Here is an 18,458-nt window from a genome sequence, read left to right as displayed (position 1 = left end):
GGAGACCATGCTTCCCCTGCGTCCCCATGACCCGCCCGGTGCGGGCCCCCACCGGTTCCTGGCCCGGCTGGGCGAGGACCCCCACACCCGCTCCTACCTGGCTGCGGCACTCGGCGACCCAGCGCACGGCGAACCCGTCCGGCTTGGACGGCCCGCCCTCCGGATCAGCGTCCTGCGGGCGTCCCGGGCCACCGACCCCGCCGCCCGCGCCGCCTTCGTCCATCGGGTGGAGGCCGCCACCGGGCTGGGAGGTCCGTACGTGGCCGTGGTGCGGGACGCCGACCTGCGCTCCCCCGTGCCGTGGGTCGCCGTCGAGCGGCCGCTCGGACCGGACCTCGCGTCCCTGGTGGGTGCGCACGGCCCGCTGCCGGTGGCGGCGCTGTCCGCCTTCGCCTCGGCCACGGCCCGTGCGCTGGCCTCCCTGCACGCGGCTGGTCACGCACACGGTTCCCTCACACCTGCGGGGGTGCTGCTGGCCGGTGACCGGGCCCTGATCGCCGATCCCGGGCTCCTCCCGCCTGGCGAAACGGGCGACGTGGAGACGGAGGCCGAGGGGGAAACGACGCGGCGGGCGTCGCGGGGAGCGGAGCCACCCGGGGCGGCGACTCGCGACTCCTCGGAAGGGGGCACCGCAGCGAGAAGCGCGGCGGAACGGCGTACGGCGGGGCGGAGCGTGTTCGAACCGGCTGAGGGCGGCGGCACCCCGGCGGGTGACGTCTTCTCCTGGGCCGCCGTGCTGTGCTTCGCGGCCAGCGGGACCGAGGGGCCGGGCGGTCTCGACGGCGTTCCGCCGCAACTGCGCGGCGTGGTGGACGTCTGCCTGCGAGAGGACCCGTCGCTGCGGCCGAGCGCGGTCGACCTCGTCGACATGCTCGGCGGCGGCACGGACCCGGTGGCGCCCTGGCCGCCGGAGCTGGCCGAGGCGATCCGGGCCGAGTCCGACCCCCTGCGCACGGCCCTGTCGGCCGGGTCCACTCCCCCGGCTGCGGCTTCCGGTTCCACTCCCCCGGCTCCGGTCCGCGGACCGTCCGCTTCCTCGGACGCGCTCTCCGGGTCGCCCCCGGCTCCGGCTCCGCAGACTGCTCCTGCGGCTCCTCCCGCCCGGAGGAGGTTCCTCGCGCTGACGGCGGGCGCCCTGGCCCTGACAGCGGTCGCGGCGGCGGGGGGCGCCGAAGCGCTGCGGATGTACGGCCCGCCCTGGCCGCCCGGTTCGACGACCGCCGACGAGGGGGCGCCCGCGCGGACGCCCGGGCTGATCACGGACGCCTCCTGCCTGGACGGTTCCGGGTTCCCCGAACCCGTGGATCTGCCCGACGACCTCGACGTCAGTGAGGCCGTGTTCTCTCCTGACGGCGACGTGCTGGCCCTGGCCGGGGACGGCCACGGGCTGAGCCTGTGGGACTGGCGGACGGGCGAGCCGCTCGCCACCCCCGTCCCCGACCGCGAGCTGGTGCGGGACGTGGCCTTCGCGCCGGTCGGGTGCGCCCTGTCGGTGACCTGGGCGGAGGACGTCGACGGGGCCCGGGAGGAGGAACGGCCGCCGCACCGGGTGGCCAGCACCATCGACGTCCCCAGTGGTGAGGTGCTGGACCACCTCGGGGCCCAACCCGCACCGCGCCCGGACGGGAGCCGACGGCGTACGTCCGTGTCGGCCAACGCGTTCAGCCCGGACGGGCGGTGGCTGGCGCTCGCCTCCTGGACGGGGTACGCGGTCGACCGGGACGACTCCATCGGAGTGGTGGACCTGGAGACCGGGGAGCTGGTGCGCACCTTCAACGACCGGGACAGCACGAGCGACCTCGGTTTCCTCGACGAGGACCGGCTCGCGAGTTCCTCGGGTGACACCGTCTTCGTCTGGGACCCGGAGAGCGGTGAACGCGTCGGAGCGGTTCGCAACGTCTCCGTCAGCACCATGGCGACGGTTCCGGGACGGAACCAGGTGCTCTTCGTCCGCGACGACGAGGTGGTGTGGCACGACCTGGGGAACGGAACCGACCTGGGGGCGTTCCGGCTGGACGAGTTCGCGGAACGGCCGTTCGCCGCGCAGGTCAGGGCCCTGACTCCCGATCCGGAACGCGGGTGGGTGCATGTCAGCTGGTACTACTCCACGACGGAGGAGGACCCGGCCGACCGCACCACGATCCACCGCGCCCACCTGTGGGACGTGGAGACCGGCGAGGACCTCCTCACGGGGGACGAGGAGAGCCCCGTGCTCAGGGGGGTGGCCTTCCACCCGGAGGTGATCGCGGGGATCGACGCCGACGGGAACGTGGGGATCATCGACCCCGACACCCTGGAGGTCGTGCGCACCCTTGGGTGAGACCGGGGTTCGGGGGGAGACGCTGGACATCCGGGCCGGGCGCGATGGCCCGCGGTAGGAGGAGCGAAGGAGGCGTGAAGAGGGGCGCCGAGAAGTGCGGGACGGCGGACACAGGGGGCGAGTGGTGGGTTCGAGTAGATGCCCGATTCTCCACAACGCACGAAGACGTCATCCCATGGCCGACAGACGCGCAGATCAGCAAAACTGCTGCCCGCACCTCCAGACGTGCCTGACCCGGAGCACTACCGAGCCCAGCGTGACCTGGCCATGAAACAGGTCGTACCCTTCAACGAGTATTGGAGAGCGCATCCGCAGTATCACCGGGGCTGATGGACACACCTGCATCGTTCGAACGTGACCGCGCGGAGCTGGCCGAAGAGATTCGGCGGCTTCGCGCGGATTCCGGCATGTCCGGGGTGCTCGTCGCCGAGAGGCTCGGGTGGAGCCAGTCCAAGGTTTCCAAGCTCGAGACCGGCAAAGTCACCCCCTCCTTGGAGGATGTACGGAAGCTGGTCGACCTCTACCGGGTGGGGCAGCAAAAGCGCGACGCCCTCGAAACGGCGACTGCGGATCTGAACGACCGCTACCGATCTTTGCGCATGTTGCGCAAGCGTGGACTCGAGCAAGAGCAGCAGGGCATCAAGCGCGTGGAGTCCTCCACAACCCTTCTGCGGGTCTTCGAGCCGAGCACCATCCCGGGGTTGCTACAAACGGCTGAGTACGCACGTGAGGTGTTCAGCCGTCCTCTCTCTGGCGCCGGTGTCGACGTACCCGGCGCCGTGGTCGCCAGAATCGATCGGCAGTCCGTACTCTTCCGGCCTGAGCGTAGGTTCCACTTCGTCGTCACAGAGGCCGCTCTTCGCTGGCGCATGGGTGGCTCCTCGACCATGACGGCCCAGATGGACCGCTTGGCCACCCTCTCGACTCTCTCGAACGTGCGTCTGGGGCTGCTGCCCTGGCGGGTCGAAGTCGCCGAGTTCCCCAACAACGGCTTCGACATCCGGGATGATCGGGAGGTCGCCGTCGAGAACTTCACGACGCATCGGGTTCTCACAGACCACAGGGACATCGACTTCCACCTGAGGATCTTCCAGCTGTTCGCCAATGCCGCGATCTACGATGACGAGGCGCGCACCTTCCTCGCGGACCTGGTCCGCGAGCACGCCTGACGTTCATCACCTGAATCCCGCCCCGCCGGTCGCGAGAGAACATTTCACTATTCCTTGAACTTTGTTATTTCCAGGAATAGTCTGGCCATGCTGGAGGCAGACCGTCCCCCCGGACTCTCAGGGAGTGAACCTGCAGGAAGAAGAGGCGTACGAGCTCGGTGCTGATCGACCTCGACGATGCTCGTGAGGTCATCCTCGGCAACGGGGCGCAGGACACGGCGGACCTCAACACCTCCCACTACTACTGACCGACACCGTGCCGCGCCGCGCGCTGGTTCCCCGGCCGTGCGGCCTGTCTGGAGAACTCCCTCGCGGCCGCGCTCGCCGCGCTGCTGACACGGCGCTCCGTGGACTGGTGCATCGGAGCCCGTCTGATGCCCTACACGGCTCATGCCTGGATCGAGGTGGAAGGGGCTCGCGTCGGTGAGCCCTCCGAGCCCGATCGCCCCTATCTGCTGCTGCAACGGACATGACCACCACTGGTGAAGGGAAACGATGGACAAGACGAACGTGACCGCCGCGCTCGCGGCCGTCGACGAGGACCTCTACACGCTTCGGCCGGACGGGAACCTCGTCACGCAGAGCACCGCTACCTCGGCCATCGCCGAGCTGTTGGAGCGCCTGGAGGTGCGGGCCGGAATGCGAGTGCTGGAGATCGGTACCGGCTCGGGCTTCTCCAGCGCGCTGCTGAGCCACCTCGTGGGACCGGCGGGTTCGGTGGTGTCGGTGGACGTGGTTGCGGAGCTCACCACCCGGGCGCGTGATCTGCACGCATCCCAAGGGCGAACCAACGTCGCGGTCATCACTGGCGACGGCGCACTGGGGGCTCCGGGCTCGGGAGATTTCGATCGGGTCGTGGCCTGGACGACACCGAGCCTCCTTCCCCGGGCCTGGGTGGAGCAAGCGGCGCCGAACGCCGTGATCGTCACTCCCGTCGAACTGGCGCCGAGTGTGCGCAGTGCCGCGATCCTGCGCGCTCGTGTGGACCCCGAACTCGGTCCCGAAGGTGTGGAGCTCTTCGCGGGACGCTATGTGGAGATGCACGACGTGGAGCTGGAGCAGTGGTTGGTCCCACCGCGTGGAGTGGACGCCCTGGTGCGCTCCGAAGACGGCCTGGACCTGTGGATCTCCGCGCCCTGGGCGGGCCGGGACGGCGGAGCCGCACGTGGCCTGCTCAAGGCGTTGGCCGACGAGGGCACTGCGCGGACCGGTGTGTTGGAAACGGGGGAGTCGGCCGTGGATCTGACCGCCTACCTCTACGCCCGCCGCCCCGAGGAGATCAGCGTGGTGGGCCTGGGCGGCCCGCTCTGGGGCGTGGGGTACGCGGACCGCGATGGTGCGGCGGTGTTCACGGCCGCGAACACGGGCAGCGCCCTGCACGGCGGAGCTTCCGGTTCGCTGGAACGTCTGAGTACGTGGGTCGAGGACTGGCGCCGAGAGGGTCGCCCCGGCTACCCCGACCTGAGCCCGGTGCTCACTCGCGAGGATGACGGGTGGCGTGTGCGCGCCGAACTCGCCGGAGGCTGAGGGCACCCGGCACCCCCACTCCCCCGGATATCCCGGGCGCCGCTCCCCGCGCGTCCTGGGGCTGACGGACACACCCAGGGGTCGTTCCTCATCGCGTTCTCCGAGAACCCCCTATAGCGTGAAATCCCGCGACCCCACTGAAGGGACACCTCGGATGCCCAGGAACAGGGACCGGCGAGGCACCATGGCCGCACTCACCTCTCTCCTCGACAACACCCGCGCGGTCGCCGGTTCGGCGACCGCCTTCGGCACCCCGGTCACCTCCGGTGGCACCACGGTGGTCCCGGTCGCCCGGGTCAGCACCCTCAGCACCATGGGCGGGGGCACCGGCAGGCTCCCCTTCCTCGGTGGCGGCGACGGAGCGGGCGGCGCCGGTTACACCCGGGTCCGCCCGTCGGGTTTCCTCGTGGTCAGCCCCGACTCCGCGCACTACCGCCCCATCCGCCAGCCCGCCGCGGCCCTGGCGATCCCGCTCGCCCTGATCACCGCGGCCGCCGTCACCCGCATCGTCTCCGTCTCCGTGAAGGAGGCGCGGCGCCGAAAGATGGTCGCCGCCCTCGACTCCCGCCAGGAGTGCTCGCACGACGACCACGGGGGCTGCCGCGATCAGGACTCCGCCGAGGCCTGACCGGTCACTTTCCGTGGTGTGACGTGGGCCGTTTCGTTCCGGCGCCGACTCCGTTAGCCTCTGCGGGTCACGGCCGCACGGTTGTTCGGAGGGCGTTCCTTGTCCGGGGTCATCGTCGGTTTCGGGGTCATCGCCAGCATCGTCGTCATCGGTTACATGCTGGGCCGCATACCCCTACTCGGACCGGGGGCCCGGGAGGTCCTCAGCAAGCTGGCGTTCTTCGTCGCCAGCCCCGCCCTGCTGTTCACCATCCTGGCCCGCACCGACCTGTCCATCCTGGTCTCCGGCCCGGTCCTGGTGAGCGTGCTGGCCGTGGTCATCACCGCCCTCCTCTTCCTGGTGGTGGGCGTCGTCCGGCGCTGGGGCGTGGGCCGCACCACCGTGGGCGTGCTCGGGTCCTCGTACGTGAACGCGGGCAACCTCGGCATCCCGATCTCCGTGTACGTCCTCGGGGACGCCTCGCTGGTCGCCCCGATCCTGCTCTTCCAGCTCCTCGTGCTCGCCCCGGTCTCGCTCACCGTCCTGGACCTGGCCAACGGCACCGTTCGGGGCTTCTGGCCGGTCCTGCGCCGCTCGCTCGGCACCCCCGTGCGCAACCCGGTGGTCATCGCCTCGATCGCCGGTGTCGCGCTGTCCGCCTCCGGCTGGACCCCGCCCGCCCCGCTGATGGAACCGTTCGACCTGATCGGCGGCATGGCCGTCCCGGCGATGCTCCTGGCGTTCGGGATCTCCCTGCACGGCAGTTCCCTGCCCGGCCGCGCGGGCCCGGACCAGGTGCCGGTGCTGCTGGCGGTGGCCCTGAAGTCGGTGGGTCTGCCGGTGATCGCCTGGGCGCTGGGCTCCCTGGTGTTCGGGCTGGAGGGCGCCGCCCTGTTCTCGGTGGTGGTCCTGGCCGCCCTGCCCACGGCGCAGAACGTGTTCAACTACGCCACTCTGTACCGCACCGGTGAGACCCTCACCCGTGAGGTGATCCTGCTGACCACGTTCCTCACGGTCCCGGTGCTGTTCGCCATCACGTTCCTGCTGGGCTGACCGGGCGCCTCCCGGGCCCGCATCCGGGTTCCCCGGCGGGACACCCGCGCATCGCGCGTCGCCCACACCGACCCGTCATCGGGCGCGTCATCGGGCGGGCGCCGACCCGGCACCCGGTCGGCACGGCGTCGGAGTTCCGCTGATCGGAGTCCCACGGACCAGGGTTCCACCACCGGGCGTACTACAGCTGGCCGTACCCCAAGACGGTCGAGGACGCCAGTGCCCGGAAGGGGCCGGATTCCTAGCGTTGGTGGTGACACCGAACAGCCCGCTTGGAGCCCACCGTGCCCGCATCCTCCCTCCGCCTCCTCACCGCGCCGATCGGCCTCGCCCTCGCCGCCGGACTGGCCCTGGCCCCCGCCGCGGCGAGCGCCGCGCCAGCGGAGCCTCCACCCCCCTCTCCCGGACCCACCGAACGGACGGCCCGCGCGTTCGTCGAGGAACGCGTCCCGGAACTGCTGGAACGGCACGGAGCGCCCGGCGTGGTGGTCTCGGTCGTCGGTGACGGGCGCACCCTGGCCACCGCCGCGCACGGCACGGCCGACCTCGCCGCCGGAACCCCCATGGACGCCGGGGCGTACGGCCTGCCCACCGCGTCGGTCTCCAAGTCGTTCACGGCCATGGCCGTCCTCCAGCTCGCCGAACGCGGTGAGGTGGACCTCGACGAGGACGTCAACACCTACCTCCCCGACGACATGCGTCTCCCCGAGGCGTACGAGGACCATCCCGTCACCCTCCACCACCTGCTCACCCACAGCCCCGGGTTCGAGGAGGTCACCGAGATGGACGACCCCGAGGACCCCGCCGGTCAGCGCGGCCTGGAGGAGTTCCTGCGCGAGACCGTCCCCGAACGCGTCTTCCCGCCCGGCCGGTACGCCGCCTATTCCAACTACGGCACCGCCCTGGCCGGATACGTGGTGCAGGAGGTCAGCGGTGAGCCCTTCGAGGAGTACGTACGGCGCCACGTGTTCACGCCGCTGGGCATGGACGGCTCCCGCTTCCAGCAGCTCCACGAGGAGACCGGTCTGGTCACCTCGCACCGGGCGGACGGCACCGTCGCCCCCTACCCGCACATCCCGCTGGTGCCCGCCGGGGCCGCGGTGACCACCGAGGACGACATGGGGAGGTTCATGCTGGCACTGCTCGGAGGCGGCGAGCTGGACGGCGAGCGCGTGCTCGGCACCGAGTGGGCCGAGGCCATGCTCGACCGCCGGTTCGAGGTCCACCCGGGCGCCAACGCCATGGGATACGGCACCTACGAGTTCCGGAGCGACGCTCCCCGGGTCGTCGGCCACGGCGGTGACCTCGACGGTTACCACTCCGGCTACCTGGTCGTGCCGGAGATCGGCGCCGGGGTGTTCGTGTCGGTCAACGGAGACGACTCCGGGCCCGGCGCCGGAGCCAACCCGCTCCTGGACCTGCGCTTCGCGGTGCTGAACGCGTTCACCGACACGTTCGCCGCGCCCGAGGCTGGTTCGGGCGCCGCCGAAGGTGCCGGCGGCGCGGGTGGCGGCGCCGACGACGCCGGTTCGACGGACGCGGCGGACACCGCGAACACGCAGGCGGGCGACCTCGGCGCCTACTCCGGCGACTACGTCACCAACCGCCGCTCCACCTCCGGCATCGGCCAGATCATCACCCTCTTCGACAACGTCACCGTGCGGGACGCGGGGGACGGCTCCCTGCGCGTGCGGGGCGGCATCATCCCCGAGGAGCGCTGGCTCCCCGAGGGCGACGGCGTGTTCACGGCCCCGGAGAGCGGTGAACGGCTCGCGTTCGTCATGGAGGACGACCGCGCCGTGGCGCTGTACCTGGACGCCAACCCCACCAGCGGCTACGACCGGGTGCACGCCTGGGGCAGCCCCGGCGCGCACCTGGCCACCGTCGTCGTGTCCCTGCTGATCCTGCTGAGCGGCACGGTGCGGCTGCGCCGACCGCGCGGCGCCGCGCACGTCGCCGCCGCCGTCTCCGCCGGTCTCACCGCACTGGCCTGCCTGGCCGGGGTCGGCCTGGTCGTCTACGCGCTCCTGGACCCGAACCGGCTCCAGGAGTGGGTGCTCGGCGGGTCCGTGATCCTGAGCCTGCCGCTGGGGGCGGCCGTACCGCTGACCCTGGCCACCGCCGGGTTCGCCGTGACCGCCTGGCTGCGGGACTGGTGGGGCCCGGTGCGCCGGGCGCACTACTCGCTGCTGCCGGTCGCCGGTGCGGCCGTCATCGCGGTGGGGACCCAGTACGGTCTGGTCTGGCCCTTCTCCTAGACCGCCCTCCCCCGCCGGGTTCCCGCCACCGACCCCTGGTGAGCTGGGATGTCCCCGAGTCCCGACAGGTCGGCGGCGCCGCACGCGAAAAAGCGGGGGGTCAAGGGTTGGTCACACCCCCGGAACGGGAACACCAACGAGTAGGGCCCGCCCCCACCCCCTTGGGGGCGGGCCCGCCACACACGACGCGGCGCCGCCACACACGAGGGCGCGCGGTGACGCACGAGGGCCGGTGCGGTCGGGACCTCCCCCGACCGCACCGGCCCTCACCGTCAGCCCGGCTCGGCTACCCCCAGGCCAGAGCGGTCAGCTCCGGGTCCTCCAGGGCGGTGCCGATGTCCCGCAGCACCTTGGAGCCCAGCTCGCCGTCGACCAGGCGGTGGTCGAACGAGAGCGACAGGGTCGTCACCTTGCGGATCTTCAGCTTGCCCTTGTGCACCCACGGCATGTCGCGGATCTGCCCGAAGGCGAGGATCGCCGCCTCACCGGGGTTGATGATCGGCGTACCGGCGTCGACGCCGAACACACCGACATTGGTGATGGTGATGGTGCCGCCGGACATGTCGGCCGGGCTGGTCTTGCCCGACCGCGCGGTGTCGGTCAGCGCCTTCAGGGACGCCGCCAGCTCCGGCAGGGTCTGCGCGTCGGCGTCCTTGATGTTGGGCACCACCAGACCGCGCTCGGTGGCCGCCGCGATCCCCAGGTTCACGTAGTCCTTGACCACGATCTCCTGCGCCTCCTCGTCCCACGAGGCGTTCACCTCGGGGTGGCGGCGCACCGCCATGAGCAGGGCCTTGGCCACCAACAGCAGCGGCGACACCCGCACGTCCGCGAAGTCGCGGCGCTCGCGCAGGCGGGCCACCGCCTTCATCGTCTTCGTGACGTCGACCTGGAGGAACTCGGTGACGTGCGGCGCGGTGAACGCGCTGTTCACCATGGCGGCGGCCGTGTGCTTGCGCACGCCCTTGATCGGGACGCGGCGCTCGCGGGCGGCACGGTCCGTCGCCGGAGGCGTCTGCGGGGCGGTGTGCGTCGCGGCGGGCTCCGCAGGAGCCGTCGCGGCGGTGCCCCCGGCGGCGGCGCGCACGTCCTCCCGGGTGACGATCCCGCCCTTGCCGGTGGGCGCGACCGCGCCCAGATCGACCCCGAGGTCCTTGGCCAGCTTGCGGACCGGGGGCTTGGCCAGCGGCCGCCCCGTCACGGGGGCGGGCGCCGCCGCGGCCGGAGCGGGCTCGGGAGCGGGCTCGAAGGACCGGGGCACCGGCGGTGACACCGGACCGGACGGGGTCGGGCGGCGGCGGGCGCGGCGCTGCGTGGCGGCGGCCTTCTCGCCGTAGCCCACGAGGGGCTTCTCCCGGACCTCGGTCTCCTCGGCACCGGCCGCACCGTTCCCGGCACCGTCAGCTCCGGCACCGGTGTCGGCGGTGCCGGTGTCGGTGTCGGTGGCACCAGATCCGCCGGTGCCGTCGTCCACGGTGATGATCACCGAACCGACCTCGACCGTCTCGCCCTCGGCCGCGAGCAGCTCCCGCACCGTCCCGGAGAACGGGCACGGCAGCTCCACGACGGCCTTGGCGGTCTCGATCTCACAGATCATCTGACCGTCGGCGACGGTGTCACCGGGCTTGACGTACCAAGTGAGGAGCTCGGCCTCGACCAGGCCCTCACCGACGTCGGGCAGTTTGAACGCGTGCACGCCGTCGACCGCGGGCGTGCTCTTCTGAATCGCCATGTCTTGCGGTATCCCCGATCTAGTACGCGAACGCCCGGTCGACGCCGTCCAGGACCCGGTCCAGGTCCGGCAGGTAGTGCTCCTCCAGCCGGGACTGCGGGTAGGGGGTGTCGAACGCGGCCACACGGATGACCGGCGACTCCAGGTGGTAGAAGCACTCCTCGGTGACCCGGGCGGCGATCTCCGCGCCGGGGCCGCCGGTGAGCGTGGCCTCGTGCGCCACCACCAGACGACCCGTGCGCTTCACCGACGCGGTGATGGTCGCGTAGTCGACCGGCGCGAGCGAGCGCACGTCGATGACCTCGATGGAGTGGTCGGTGTCGGCCTCGGCCGCCTGGAGGGCGGTCTTGACCATCGGGCCGTAGGCCAGCAGCGTGCAGTCCGTGCCGGGGCGGGCGACGCGCGCGGCGCCCATCGGGGTGGCCTCGGCGATGGAGGCCTCGGTGTCGACCTCGGCCTTCTCGTAGTAGCGCCGCTTGGGCTCCAGGAAGATCACCGGGTCGTCCGAACGGATGGCCTGCTGGATCATCCAGTAGGCGTCCTCCGGGTTGGCGACGCTCACCACGCGCAGACCGGCCGTGTGCTGGAAGTACGCCTCGGGGGACTCGCTGTGGTGCTCCACGGCGCCGATGCCGCCGCCGTAGGGGATGCGCATGACCACGGGGACGCTGAGGGTGCCCGCCGAACGCCGGCGCATCTTGGCGAGCTGGGTGAAGGTCTGGTTGGCGGCCGGGAAGAAGAAGCCGTCGAACTGGATCTCCACCACCGGGCGGTAGCCGCGCAGGGCCATGCCGATCGCGGTGCCGACGATGCCGGACTCCGCGAGGGGGGTGTCGATGACGCGGTCGGCCCCGAAGTCCTTGTGCAGACCGTCGGTGACCCGGAAGACGCCGCCGAGACGGCCGACGTCCTCGCCCATGACCAGGACCTTCGGGTCGTGCTCCATGGCGGCGCGCAGGCCCGCGTTGATGGCCTTGCCGATCGTGAGGTTGGTGCCCATGGCCTAACGGCCCCCTTCCGCGCCAGCGCCCTCGAAGGAGGACAGGTAGTCGGCGAACTCGGACCGCTGCTGATCGATGAGGACGTGGGGGTCGGCGTAGACCTCGTGGAAGATGTCCAGCGGCTCGGGGTCGGCCATGGAGCGGCACTGGGTGCGCACCGTCTCGCCGACCCGGTCGGACTCCTCGTCCACGGCGTTGAAGAACGCCTCGTCCGCGAGCTCGTTGAGCTCCAGGTACCGGCGCACGCGCAGGATCGGGTCCTTGGCCTTCCACTCGTCGAGCTCGGCCGTGTCCCGGTAGCGGGTGGGGTCGTCGTTCGTGGTGTGGGCGCCCATCCGGTAGGTGAACGCCTCGACCAGTGTGGGGCCCTGGCCGGTGCGCGCGTTGTCGAGGGCGGCGCGGGTGACCGCGAGGCACGCCAGGACGTCGTTGCCGTCCACGCGCACGCCCGGGAAGCCGAAGCCCGCCGCGCGCCGGTAGATCGGCACACGGGACTGCCGCTCCAGCGGCTCGGAGATGGCCCACTGGTTGTTCTGGCAGAAGAAGACCACGGGGGCGTTGTTCACCGACGCGAAGTTGAACGCCTCGTTGGTGTCGCCCTGGCTGGTGGCCCCGTCGCCGAAGTAGGAGATGACGGCGCTGCCGTCCTCGCCGACCGCGCCGTCGCGCTGGACGCCCATGGCGTAGCCGGTCGCGTGCAGCGCCTGGCTGCCGATGACGATCGTGTAGAGGTGGAAGCCGTGCTCGTGCGGGTCCCAGCCCCCGTTGGTGACCCCGCGGAACATGCCGAGGAGTTCCTTGGGCTCGATCCCGCGGCACCAGGCGACGCCGTGCTCGCGGTAGGAGGGGAAGGCCATGTCGCCGTCGCGGAGCGCGCGGCCGGAGCCGATCTGCGCCGCCTCCTGGCCCAGCAGCGAGGCCCACAGGCCCAGCTCGCCCTGGCGCTGGAGGGAGACGGCCTCACTGTCGACCCGACGGACCAGGACCAGGTCCCGGTAGAGCGCGCGGATCTCCTCCGCGCTGATGTCCAGGGGGTAGTCGGGGTGCTCGGTCAGCTCCCCTTCCGGTGTCAGGAGCTGAATGAGCTCCGGTTCCTCGTGCGCGGCGATGTGCGACACGTCGCTCCTCGGGTTCTCGGGGCCGACTTCGCGTGGGTGAACGCTGGTCGGCCGAATCACGGTCCGTCCACCCGGGGTGTTGGGCGGGTGCGGACAGCCCTCCCCATATCGTGACAGAACTCACTATGGAGAGCGCAAGCCCCCAGCGGCACCTTTTCCCCTGCCCGACCATGATCCCGGACCCTGACGACAGCGCAAGTACCAGGGCTTCCTAGCTTTTACAAGGTCTTCCAACTACTTTGTGGCAACGTGTCCGCGACAGGACCGACCGCCGCCCCACGCGGACGCGAACGAGCCTCAAGGGACCTGACGGGCGCCGGACGAGGCGGGTGCGGACGGGCGGGGCACTACACGGGCCCCGCTCCGGACACGCCGGACGCGCCGGACACGCCGGGGGAACACCGGACCGGACGCCCACTACCCGATGACACCTGTCATACGGCGGACCATGTGTTTCGCAGCGAAAACGCGTGATGCGCGCGACTGCCGCGCGGACGTCCGCCGGACCTAGATTCGAACCATGCACCGCGACGACGACCACGCACCAGCGCACCCCGCCCACGCACATCCGGCCCCCTCCGCCCCCGGCCCGTTCACCGCGCCCCCGGGGGCGGTCCCCCACGGGGCGGCCCCGCCTCCGGGCGCCCCCGCACCGCGCCGACGCGGCCCGCGCCCGGTTCCCCCGGGACGCGAGTACCACCAGGTGCTCGCCACGGACCGGCGGCAGGTGTGGCGCGGGATCGCCGCGCTCGCGCTCCTCATGGGCGGGATGCTGGTCTTCACCTTCGGTTTCGCGTTCGTCGGGCTGTTCGTCGACCTCATGCTGGGCCGCGACACCATCATGCTCGGCGGCGACGAGTACACGCCGGTGCTGCACGCCAGCACCCTCGGTGGCCTCGTCCTGCTCCTGCCGTGGAGCATGCTCATCCAGCGGTGGCTGTACGGGGTGCGCGGCGCCTCGCTGCACTCCGTGCTGTCGGCCTTCCGCATGGAGGTCTTCGGTCGCGCGCTCCTGGTGATCCTGCCGATCTGGACGGTCTACATGGCCGTGTTCACCGCGCTCACCCCGACGCCGGAGGCGGACTGGCCGTTCCGGGACCTCGTCGCGATCTTCGCCCTCACGGTGCTGCTGGCGCCCCTCCAGTCGGCGGGCGAGGAGTACGGGTTCCGGGGTCTGGCGTTCCGGGTGGCCGCGAGCTGGGGCCGGGGGCCGCGCACCGCGCTGGTGCTGGGCGCGGTCGTGTCGAGCCTGCTGTTCATGACGGCGCACCTGGCGCTCGACCCGTGGCTCAACGTCTACTACTTCACGATGGGCGTCACCCTGAGCCTGATCACCTGGCGCACGGGCGGCCTGGAGGTCGCGGTGGTCATCCACGCGGTGAACAACACGATCGCCTTCCTGCTCAGCGTCGTCCTGCGCAGCGACTTCGCGGCGGGCTTCGACCGGTCGGCGGGCGCCGGGTCGGTCGCCATGCTGGTGCCGTGCGCGCTGCTCGTCGCCATCACGGCGGTGGTGTGGTTCCGCACCCGGAGGACCGGGCCCGCGCTCACCCCGGCGGAGTACGGCGGGTCCGCCCCGGGTGCGAACGCAGGTGCGGAGGCGGGCCACCGAACGGGGGACGGCGTTGAGGCAGCGGGCGCGGGAGGCGGGGCTCCGGGCTCGGGCGCCTGGGGACCGGGCGGACCGGCTCCGTCGGGGAGCGCTGGCGGCCGCGGCGGGCGTCTGCCGGATCACGGTTCCTGAGTCCGCGAAAGCCCCGTCCGTTCGCGAAGACGGAGAATGCGCCGGCGCCTCCCGAGGGGGTTTCCGGTGCTTTTTCCGTGGCGGCGGAGCGCGTGGGGCGAACTCGGGCCGCGGGCCGCGCGGGCCCGCCCATTCCCTCGCAACACGGGCCGTTGGGGCACGAGGCCTCGGTGCCATTCCACGCGGTTTTCCGGTGCGTTCGCGGTCGTTCTCCGGGCGTGTACCGACGCCCGTCCGGGAGCGTATCCGCACCCCTTTCCCGGAGCCGTCTCCGATGTCGCGGAGTGCGCTCCGGGCTCCGGCGCGGGGCGTTTCGGCGCACCGGTTCCGGCCACGGTCGCGGCCGGTCGGTCGCGGGCTCCGGCCGGTTACTCGGACGCGGCGGGAGCGGGTATGCGCATTCCGCGCTCACGGCCGTAGTCGGCGAGCATCTCGCGGAGCTGGCGGCGCGCCCGGTGCAGCCGGGACATCACGGTGCCCAGAGGCGTACCCATGCGCGCGGCGACCTCCTTGTAGGCGTAGCCCTCGATGTCCACGAGGTAGATGACCTCCTGGAACTCCTCCGGAAGGCGGGCCAGGGCCTGCTTGATGTCGGAGTCGGGCAGGTGGTCCAGGACCTCGGTCTCGGCCGAGCGCATTCCGGACGAGGTGTGCGTCTCGGCCGCGGCCAGCTGCCAGTCCTTGATCTCGTCCGTGGTCTCCTGGCGCGGTTCCCGCTGCTTCTTGCGATAGCTGTTGATAAAGGTGTTGGTCAGGATGCGGTAAAGCCAGGCCCGTAGATTGGTTCCGGCACGGAACTGGTGAAAATTCGCGAAGGCCTTGGCGAAGGTCTCCTGGACCAGGTCCTCGGCGTCGGCCGGATTGCGGGTCATCCGCAGGGCCGTCGGGTACAGCTGGTCGGCGAACGGTGTCACCTCGGTGGCGAAGTCCAGTGTCTGCGCCTCGTCACGGGCCCCACCGGTCGTGGAGATCTGATCCTTTTCGAGAGTCGTCAAGATTCCCCCTCGGGACGACCGAACGATCACTTCCACCCTGTAAGACGCCGCCACACGCTGCCAATGATGACATCAATTGTGGTGATACGGGTCACGGGAGCCTCCAATCCGTCCCCCGCCCCGGCAAGGGCGGGGCAAAGACCCCGCGTGGCACCTGGCCAGGACGCGCGCCCGCCGCCGGGTGTCATACGCTGGCGACGCCCGCCAGGCGCGTCCGAACGAGGCGCCCGACAGAACGGCGGACCAGTGGCATACCCATTTTTCCTGTGGAGGACCTGTGGCCCGCGTCGTGGTTGACGTCATGCTCAAGCCCGAGATCCTGGACCCGCAGGGCCAGGCCATCGCCGGCGCCTGCCCCCGCCTCGGATTCGAGGGGATCGGACAGGTCCGCCAGGGCAAGCGCTTCGAGGTCGAGGTCGAGGGCGAGGTGGACGAGGCCAAGCTCGCCGACGTCCGGCGCCTGGCCGAGACCCTGCTCGCCAACACCGTGATCGAGGACTTCGAGGTCCGTCCCGCCTGATCCCGACCCCCGGAACCGGCGCCGGTTCGTGCTCACACCGGGCTGGCCGGAAGCGGCCCCAGCGTCACCGCGGGCCACCGGATCACCGGGGTGACCGCACCCACCGGCACCACCGGGGAGCACCGGACCGCCCGAGACACCCATGGGTCACCCGCGTTCACCTGCGGGAACGTCACCCGGGCCGAAATCGGTCGGTACCCACCGCTCCCTGGGTTCCATGAGTGTCGGAAGTGTCCTGAATGTGCGGTCGCGTCCCCTTGGGGGCGCGGCCGTTCGTTTTACCCGGAGCGGCTCCGGGAAGGGTTCCTGACGTGCCGAGCCGATCACCGACACGGAGCACGAGAGGTGCACGGATGGACACCGCTTTCTCGATCTCCCTCCCCAGGCAGGCGTACACGGTCGCCGTCGTACGCGACGTCCTCGGCGCGCTGCTCCGCCGATCGGGCCTGTGCGCCGAGTGCGTCGACGACCTGCTCCTGGCCGCCTCCGAGGCCTGTTCCAACGCCGTCGAACACGGGGAGACCTCCCCCGACTACGAGGTGGGAGTCGACCTCGCCTCGCACTGGTGCGAGCTGCGCGTCTCACAGACGGGACGGGCACCCGACACCGAGGCGCTCGTACGCAGGTTCACCTCGGAACACACGCCCCTCCCGGGTCTGACGTCGGAATCGGGCAGGGGCATCTCACTGATGCGGTACCTCATGGACGAGGTGGGACTGGACATCGAACCCCACACCACGGTGACGCTGCGCAAACGGGTGACCACCTGCGATCCGGCCCACCGGACGGACGCGGAGCGGGGAAGCTCCTCGCCGCGGTTCGTGCTGCTGTAGGGCACGGCTGCCAGAGCGCGGACCGCCCCGCCTCCGTGCCGCAGGTCGCCAGTGACGTACGCCTCGCGACCTGTCGAGTCGCACACCCGCACCCCTCCCGTACGGGCCTTCCTTGGGAGGATCACACAGTCGTCACCCCCTCGAAGGGGGTGAGGGTCGTACCCGAACACAGGTGAGCGGGTACGCTGCGGGAGTAGGGCGCGCTTTCCGTGGAATCCTCCGCGCTCGCGTCGCCAGGCTGCCTTCCGGTCCCGGCGACGGGCCGTCCGCCGACTCCTCCCCGTCGAACAACCAACTCGGAGTGTGCTCATGACAGCCCGTGTGGGCGTCGTCACCTTCCCAGGCTCCCTTGACGACAAGGACGCCGCTCGCGCGGTCTCCCTGGCGGGTGCCGAACCCGTCGCGCTCTGGCACGCGGACAGCGACCTCAAGGGGGTCGACGCGGTGGTCCTGCCCGGCGGCTTCTCCTACGGGGACTACCTCCGCTGCGGCGCCATCGCCCGGTTCGCCCCGCTGATGTCCGAGCTGGTCCCGGCCGCGCGTTCGGGCGCACTGCCGGTCCTGGGCATCTGCAACGGCTTCCAGATCCTGTGCGAGAGCCACCTGCTCCCCGGTGCCCTCACCCGCAACTCCTCGCTGCGGTTCGTCAACCGCGACCAGGTCCTGCGGATGGAGAACACCCGGACCGCGTGGACCAACGGCTACGACGAGGGCCAGGAGATCCTGGTCGTCCTCAAGAGCGGCGAGGGCAGTTACGTCGCCGACGAGGAGACCCTCGACCAGCTGGAGTCCGAGGGCCGGGTCATCGCCCGCTACGTCGGGGACAACCCCAACGGCTCGCGGCGCGACATCGCGGGCGTCACCAACGAGCACGGCAACGTGGTCGGGCTGATGCCGCACCCCGAGCACGCCGTGGAGGCGCTCACCGGACCCTCCACCGAGGGACTGGGCTTCTTCACCTCCATCCTCGGTCACCTGGCCGCTCCGGCCCGGGCCTGACCCGCACCGAACCGACGCACCCGACAGGGGGACATCCTCGCGATGATGGCGCTGCTGCGCTCGCGGAAGCTGCTGTACGTACTGGTGGGCCTGGTCGTGGTCGGCCTCGTGGTCTCCGGGGCCATCGGCCTCTTCCAGTCGTTCAACTCGCCCCCCGTCGTCTCCCCCGGTAACGGCCAGGGGGCGCAGGGGCAGCCCGGCCCCGGGCAGCAGGGCGCCCAGCCCCCTCCGGACGTCGACGCGCTCGGCAGTCCGCCCCCCGGGTTCACCTACGTCGACGAGGACGAGGCGCAGTGCGCCCAGGGGCAGTGCTTCCGCCTCGTCACGATCGGCGGTGAGGACGGCGAGGAGCTCGACGGAGACCCCCGGGAGGCCGTCCGGGCCGTGTACGAGCACCTGACCGACCACGGCTGGAACCCGGTGCTTCCGCCGGGGACCGAGTCCTCCGACGACGTCCCGCTCGTGGACACCGTCCTCACCGACGAGACGACCCTGGTGGCCGACTCCACCGCCGACGACTCCGACGCCGTGCCGGTGCTCATGCTCGGCAACGCGAGCCCGTCCGCAGACTGACCCGGTGCC

Annotated in this window: 16 protein-coding genes and 1 pseudogene; 13 read left to right on the top strand and 4 right to left on the bottom strand. The window is 71.4% G+C overall.

From position 1 onward, the window contains the following. Positions 1-7: 7 nt before the first annotated feature. The 8 genes and pseudogenes from ACFYL4_RS05660 (at position 8) to ACFYL4_RS05625 (ending at position 8,934) form a co-directional block, all read left to right on the top strand. Complete coding sequence (locus ACFYL4_RS05660; protein ID WP_387516699.1) at positions 8-2,320, top strand: tyrosine protein kinase; 2,313 nt, start codon at positions 8-10, stop codon at positions 2,318-2,320. A 329-nt stretch (positions 2,321-2,649) separates the two neighbouring features. After that, positions 2,650-3,489 carry a helix-turn-helix domain-containing protein gene (locus ACFYL4_RS05655; protein ID WP_387516697.1) on the top strand — a complete coding sequence of 280 codons (840 nt, stop codon included), beginning with the start codon at positions 2,650-2,652 and terminating at the stop codon, positions 3,487-3,489. 158 nt (positions 3,490-3,647) lie between these two features. After that, positions 3,648-3,737 carry a putative RiPP precursor gene (locus tag ACFYL4_RS05650; protein ID WP_387516695.1) on the top strand — a complete coding sequence of 30 codons (90 nt, stop codon included), beginning with the start codon at positions 3,648-3,650 and terminating at the stop codon, positions 3,735-3,737. Positions 3,738-3,761: 24 nt separating this feature from the next. Continuing rightward, positions 3,762-3,962, top strand: a pseudogene (locus tag ACFYL4_RS05645) (lasso peptide biosynthesis B2 protein); the annotation flags it as partial. 22 nt (positions 3,963-3,984) lie between these two features. Further along, positions 3,985-5,016: a protein-L-isoaspartate O-methyltransferase gene (locus ACFYL4_RS05640; RefSeq protein WP_387516693.1), complete on the top strand. Its 1,032-nt coding sequence runs from the start codon at positions 3,985-3,987 to the stop codon at positions 5,014-5,016. A 154-nt stretch (positions 5,017-5,170) separates the two neighbouring features. Further along, the gene (locus tag ACFYL4_RS05635; protein ID WP_387516691.1) at positions 5,171-5,644 is read left to right on the top strand and encodes a GerW family sporulation protein; all 474 of its coding nucleotides are present in this window, start codon (positions 5,171-5,173) and stop codon (positions 5,642-5,644) included. Positions 5,645-5,743: 99 nt separating this feature from the next. After that, positions 5,744-6,676, top strand: coding sequence for an AEC family transporter (locus ACFYL4_RS05630; protein ID WP_357762656.1), 933 nt, complete (start codon positions 5,744-5,746; stop codon positions 6,674-6,676). A gap of 284 nt (positions 6,677-6,960) precedes the next feature. Beyond that, positions 6,961-8,934, top strand: a complete 1,974-nt coding sequence (locus ACFYL4_RS05625) for a serine hydrolase domain-containing protein (RefSeq protein WP_387516689.1) — start codon at positions 6,961-6,963, stop codon at positions 8,932-8,934. 286 nt (positions 8,935-9,220) lie between these two features. Here ACFYL4_RS05625 and ACFYL4_RS05620 read toward each other — a convergent pair whose 3' ends face one another. Genes ACFYL4_RS05620 through pdhA form a run of 3 tightly spaced genes read right to left on the bottom strand, consistent with a single transcriptional unit; the run spans position 9,221 to position 12,785 of the window. After that, positions 9,221-10,666 carry a dihydrolipoamide acetyltransferase family protein gene (locus ACFYL4_RS05620; protein WP_387516687.1) on the bottom strand — a complete coding sequence of 482 codons (1,446 nt, stop codon included), beginning with the start codon at positions 10,664-10,666 and terminating at the stop codon, positions 9,221-9,223. Positions 10,667-10,685: 19 nt separating this feature from the next. Continuing rightward, positions 10,686-11,666, bottom strand: a complete 981-nt coding sequence (locus ACFYL4_RS05615; RefSeq protein ID WP_387516685.1) for an alpha-ketoacid dehydrogenase subunit beta — start codon at positions 11,664-11,666, stop codon at positions 10,686-10,688. Between the two features lie 3 nt (positions 11,667-11,669). Further along, on the bottom strand, positions 11,670-12,785 hold the full coding sequence (pdhA, locus tag ACFYL4_RS05610) for a pyruvate dehydrogenase (acetyl-transferring) E1 component subunit alpha (protein WP_387516683.1): 1,116 nt from the start codon (positions 12,783-12,785) through the stop codon (positions 11,670-11,672). Positions 12,786-13,305: 520 nt separating this feature from the next. On the opposite strand from pdhA, the gene ACFYL4_RS05605 reads away from it, so the two are divergent. Continuing rightward, entirely contained in the window at positions 13,306-14,529 is a 1,224-nt protein-coding gene (locus tag ACFYL4_RS05605; RefSeq protein ID WP_387516681.1) for a CPBP family intramembrane glutamic endopeptidase, read from the top strand. 368 nt (positions 14,530-14,897) lie between these two features. Here the strand turns inward: ACFYL4_RS05605 and ACFYL4_RS05600 are convergent, their stop codons facing one another. Further along, positions 14,898-15,524, bottom strand: coding sequence for a sigma-70 family RNA polymerase sigma factor (locus ACFYL4_RS05600; protein WP_387516679.1), 627 nt, complete (start codon positions 15,522-15,524; stop codon positions 14,898-14,900). A 277-nt stretch (positions 15,525-15,801) separates the two neighbouring features. On the opposite strand from ACFYL4_RS05600, the gene purS reads away from it, so the two are divergent. From purS to ACFYL4_RS05580, 4 genes are all read left to right on the top strand, one after another. Continuing rightward, a complete protein-coding gene (gene purS / locus ACFYL4_RS05595) occupies positions 15,802-16,044 on the top strand; it encodes a phosphoribosylformylglycinamidine synthase subunit PurS (RefSeq protein ID WP_357762686.1) in 243 nt (80 codons plus the stop codon). A gap of 353 nt (positions 16,045-16,397) precedes the next feature. Then, positions 16,398-16,877: an ATP-binding protein gene (locus ACFYL4_RS05590; protein ID WP_357762689.1), complete on the top strand. Its 480-nt coding sequence runs from the start codon at positions 16,398-16,400 to the stop codon at positions 16,875-16,877. A 309-nt stretch (positions 16,878-17,186) separates the two neighbouring features. Beyond that, complete coding sequence (gene purQ / locus ACFYL4_RS05585; RefSeq protein ID WP_357762692.1) at positions 17,187-17,876, top strand: phosphoribosylformylglycinamidine synthase subunit PurQ; 690 nt, start codon at positions 17,187-17,189, stop codon at positions 17,874-17,876. Between the two features lie 42 nt (positions 17,877-17,918). Then, entirely contained in the window at positions 17,919-18,449 is a 531-nt protein-coding gene (locus tag ACFYL4_RS05580) for a hypothetical protein (protein WP_357762695.1), read from the top strand. The last annotated feature ends 9 nt before the right edge of the window (positions 18,450-18,458 follow it).

Origin of the sequence: Nocardiopsis sp. NPDC006938, from assembly GCF_042869555.1 — a bacterium.
Lineage (GTDB): Bacteria > Actinomycetota > Actinomycetes > Streptosporangiales > Streptosporangiaceae > Nocardiopsis.
The sequence above is the reverse complement of the archived record's forward strand: the minus strand, read 5'-3'. Positions and strand labels throughout refer to the sequence as shown.

Coding starts and splice junctions, on each gene's coding strand:
- ACFYL4_RS05640 (WP_387516693.1), top strand. CDS start 3,985: ATGGACAAGACGAACGTGACCGCCGCGCTCGCGGCCGTCGACGAGGAC.
- ACFYL4_RS05615 (WP_387516685.1), bottom strand. CDS start 11,666: ATGGGCACCAACCTCACGATCGGCAAGGCCATCAACGCGGGCCTGCGC.
- ACFYL4_RS05605 (WP_387516681.1), top strand. CDS start 13,306: ATGCACCGCGACGACGACCACGCACCAGCGCACCCCGCCCACGCACAT.
- ACFYL4_RS05620 (WP_387516687.1), bottom strand. CDS start 10,666: ATGGCGATTCAGAAGAGCACGCCCGCGGTCGACGGCGTGCACGCGTTC.
- ACFYL4_RS05580 (WP_357762695.1), top strand. CDS start 17,919: ATGATGGCGCTGCTGCGCTCGCGGAAGCTGCTGTACGTACTGGTGGGC.
- ACFYL4_RS05660 (WP_387516699.1), top strand. CDS start 8: ATGCTTCCCCTGCGTCCCCATGACCCGCCCGGTGCGGGCCCCCACCGG.
- ACFYL4_RS05590 (WP_357762689.1), top strand. CDS start 16,398: ATGGACACCGCTTTCTCGATCTCCCTCCCCAGGCAGGCGTACACGGTC.
- ACFYL4_RS05655 (WP_387516697.1), top strand. CDS start 2,650: ATGGACACACCTGCATCGTTCGAACGTGACCGCGCGGAGCTGGCCGAA.
- ACFYL4_RS05635 (WP_387516691.1), top strand. CDS start 5,171: ATGCCCAGGAACAGGGACCGGCGAGGCACCATGGCCGCACTCACCTCT.
- purQ (WP_357762692.1), top strand. CDS start 17,187: ATGACAGCCCGTGTGGGCGTCGTCACCTTCCCAGGCTCCCTTGACGAC.